The organism is Lapidilactobacillus dextrinicus DSM 20335 (assembly GCF_001436095.1).
Classification (GTDB): Bacteria; Bacillota; Bacilli; order Lactobacillales; family Lactobacillaceae; genus Lapidilactobacillus; species Lapidilactobacillus dextrinicus.
In genome coordinates this window covers 1-3,215 of sequence record NZ_AYYK01000005.1, presented here as the reverse complement: position 1 = coordinate 3,215, position 3,215 = coordinate 1, and the positions used below count along the sequence as shown (strand labels likewise).

The following is a 3,215-nucleotide window of genomic DNA, read 5'->3' as shown; positions in this document are numbered from 1 at the left end:
TAGCGTGGCAGCGCCCTATCCTCGCAGGCAGTCTCCCACCAACTACTCTCGGCGCTAAGAAGCTTAACTTCTGTGTTCGGCATGGATACAGGTGTATCCTTCTTGCTATCGCCACCACACTAATTTCCTGAGTTTGCTTTCGCTCCCTCAAAACTGGATCCTATTTGAACTGTTTCACCTTCAACACTTGACCTTTGGTCAAGCCCTCGACCGATTAGTACTGATCCGCTCCATCTATCACTAGACTTCCACTCTCAGCCTATCTACCTGATCATCTCTCAGGGGTCTTACTAACTTACGTTATGGGAAATCTCATCTCGAGAGGGGCTTCACACTTAGATGCTTTCAGCGTTTATCCCTTCCATACATAGCTACCCAGCTCTGCACCTGGCGGTACAACTGGTACACCAGCGGTATGTCCATCCCGGTCCTCTCGTACTAAGGACAGCTTCTCTCAAATTTCCTACGCCCGCGACGGATAGGGACCGAACTGTCTCACGACGTTCTGAACCCAGCTCGCGTACCGCTTTAATGGGCGAACAGCCCAACCCTTGGGACCAACTTCAGCCCCAGGATGCGATGAGCCGACATCGAGGTGCCAAACCTCCCCGTCGATGTGGACTCTTGGGGGAGATAAGCCTGTTATCCCCAGGGTAGCTTTTATCCGTTGAGCGATGGCCCTTCCATACGGAACCACCGGATCACTAAGCCCGACTTTCGTCCCTGCTCGACTTGTAGGTCTCGCAGTCAAGCTCCCTTATACCTTTACACTCTGCGAATGATTTCCAACCATTCTGAGGGAACCTTTGGGCGCCTCCGTTACACTTTAGGAGGCGACCGCCCCAGTCAAACTGCCCACCTGACACTGTCTCCCGCCACGTGAGTGGCGCGGGTTAGAATGTTCATAAAACAAGGGTAGTATCCCACCATTGCCTCCATAGAAACTAGCGTTCCTATTTCATCGGCTCCTACCTATCCTGTACATGTTTTACAAACATTCAATATCAAGCTACAGTAAAGCTCCATGGGGTCTTTCCGTCCTGTCGCGGGTAACCCGCATCTTCACGGGTAATATAATTTCACCGAGTCTATCGTTGAGACAGTGCCCAAATCATTACACCTTTCGTGCGGGTCGGAACTTACCCGACAAGGAATTTCGCTACCTTAGGACCGTTATAGTTACGGCCGCCGTTTACTGGGGCTTCAATTCGTACCTTTGGGTCGAACCCTAAGCACTCCTCTTAACCTTCCAGCACCGGGCAGGTGTCAGCCCCTATACGTCATCTTTCGATTTTGCAGAGACCTGTGTTTTTGATAAACAGTTGTTTGGGCCTATTCACTGCGGCTGACCTTGCGGTCAGCACCCCTTCTTCCGAAGTTACGGGGTCATTTTGCCGAGTTCCTTAACGATAGTTCACTCGCTCACCTTAGGATACTCTCCTCGACTACCTGTGTCGGTTTGCGGTACGGGTTCTTTATTTCTCGCTAGAAGCTTTTCTTGGCAGTGTGACATCAGTTGCTTCGCTACTTAAATTTCGCTCCCCATCATAACTTGTCTTTAATAAGAATAAGCATTTGACTCATTCTTAGACTTGTTATTTAGACATGCTTTTCCAGCTGCATGCTCAACTTAGCCTACTGCGTCCCTCCATCACTCAAACAAAATAAAGAAGTGCAGGAATCTCGACCTGCTTGCCATCGACTACGCCTTGCGGCCTCGCCTTAGGTCCCGACTAACCCTGGGAGGACGAGCCTTCCCCAGGAAACCTTAGTCATACGGTGGATAGGATTCTCACCTATCTTTCGCTACTCATACCGGCATTCTCACTTCTAAGCGCTCCACTAGTCCTCACGATCTAGCTTCACCGCCCTTAGAACGCTCTCCTACCACGCATCCTTACGGATGCATCCACAGTTTCGGTACTATGCTTAGCCCCGGTACATTTTCGGCGCAGAGTCACTCGACTAGTGAGCTATTACGCACTCTTTGAATGGTGGCTGCTTCTGAGCCAACATCCTAGTTGTCTGCGCAACTCCACATCCTTTTCCACTTAGCATAGATTTTGGGACCTTAACTGGTGATCTGGGCTGTTTCCCTTTCGACTACGGATCTTATCACTCGCAGTCTGACTCCCGAGGACTAGATCAATGGCATTCGGAGTTTATCTGGATTCAGTAACCCTTGACGGGCCCCTAGTCCAAACAGTGCTCTACCTCCATGATCCTAGCCTCGAGGCTAGCCCTAAAGCTATTTCGGAGAGAACCAGCTATCTCCAAGTTCGTTTGGAATTTCACCGCTACCCACACCTCATCTCCGCATTTTTCAACATACGTGAGTTCGGTCCTCCAGTGCGTTTTACCACACCTTCAACCTGGACATGGGTAGGTCACTTGGTTTCGGGTCTACGTCATCATACTTAACGCCCTATTCAGACTCGCTTTCGCTGTGGCTCCGTCTTTTCAACTTAACCTCGCATAATAACGTAACTCGCCGGTTCATTCTACAAAAGGCACGCCATCACCCTTTAACGGGCTTTGACTACTTGTAGGCACACGGTTTCAGGATCTATTTCACTCCCCTCCCGGGGTGCTTTTCACCTTTCCCTCACGGTACTGGTTCACTATCGGTCACTAGGTAGTATTTAGCCTTGGGAGATGGTCCTCCCAGATTCCGACTGGATTTCACGTGTCCGGCCGTACTCAGGATCCAGAACGGAGAGAAACAGTTTTTGTCTACGAGGCTCTCACTCTCTTTAGCGTAGCTTCCCATCTACTTCGACTAACTCTTTCTTTTGTAACTCCATATGTTCTGTCCTACAACCCCAATAAGCAAGCTCATTGGTTTGGGCTATTTCCCGTTCGCTCGCCGCTACTTAGGAAATCGAATTTTCTTTCTCTTCCTGCAGGTACTTAGATGTTTCAGTTCCCCGCGTCTGCCTCAACTTAGCTATGTATTCACTAAGCTGTCATCATCCTACGGATGATTGGGTTCCCCCATTCGGAAATCTCCGGATCATTGCTTACTTACAGCTCCCCGAAGCATATCGGTGTTCGTCCCGTCCTTCATCGGCTCCTAGTGCCAAGGCATCCACCGTGCGCCCTTTATAACTTGACCATTGAAGACGAAGTCTTCAGGTCGTCATCACAAAGTTACTTGTGTGTGTTTCTCGGTTTGTTACAGTTTCAAATAGTATCCAGTTTTCAAAGAACGAATC

At 49.5% G+C, this 3,215-nt stretch carries 2 rRNA genes; both read right to left on the bottom strand.

What is annotated here, in order from left to right:
* Window positions 1-2 precede the first annotated feature (2 nt).
* Window positions 3-119 (bottom strand): 5S ribosomal RNA (gene rrf, locus FC84_RS04480).
* A 75-nt stretch (window positions 120-194) separates the two neighbouring features.
* Window positions 195-3,115, bottom strand: a 23S ribosomal RNA gene (locus FC84_RS04475).
* Window positions 3,116-3,215: the final 100 nt, after the last annotated feature.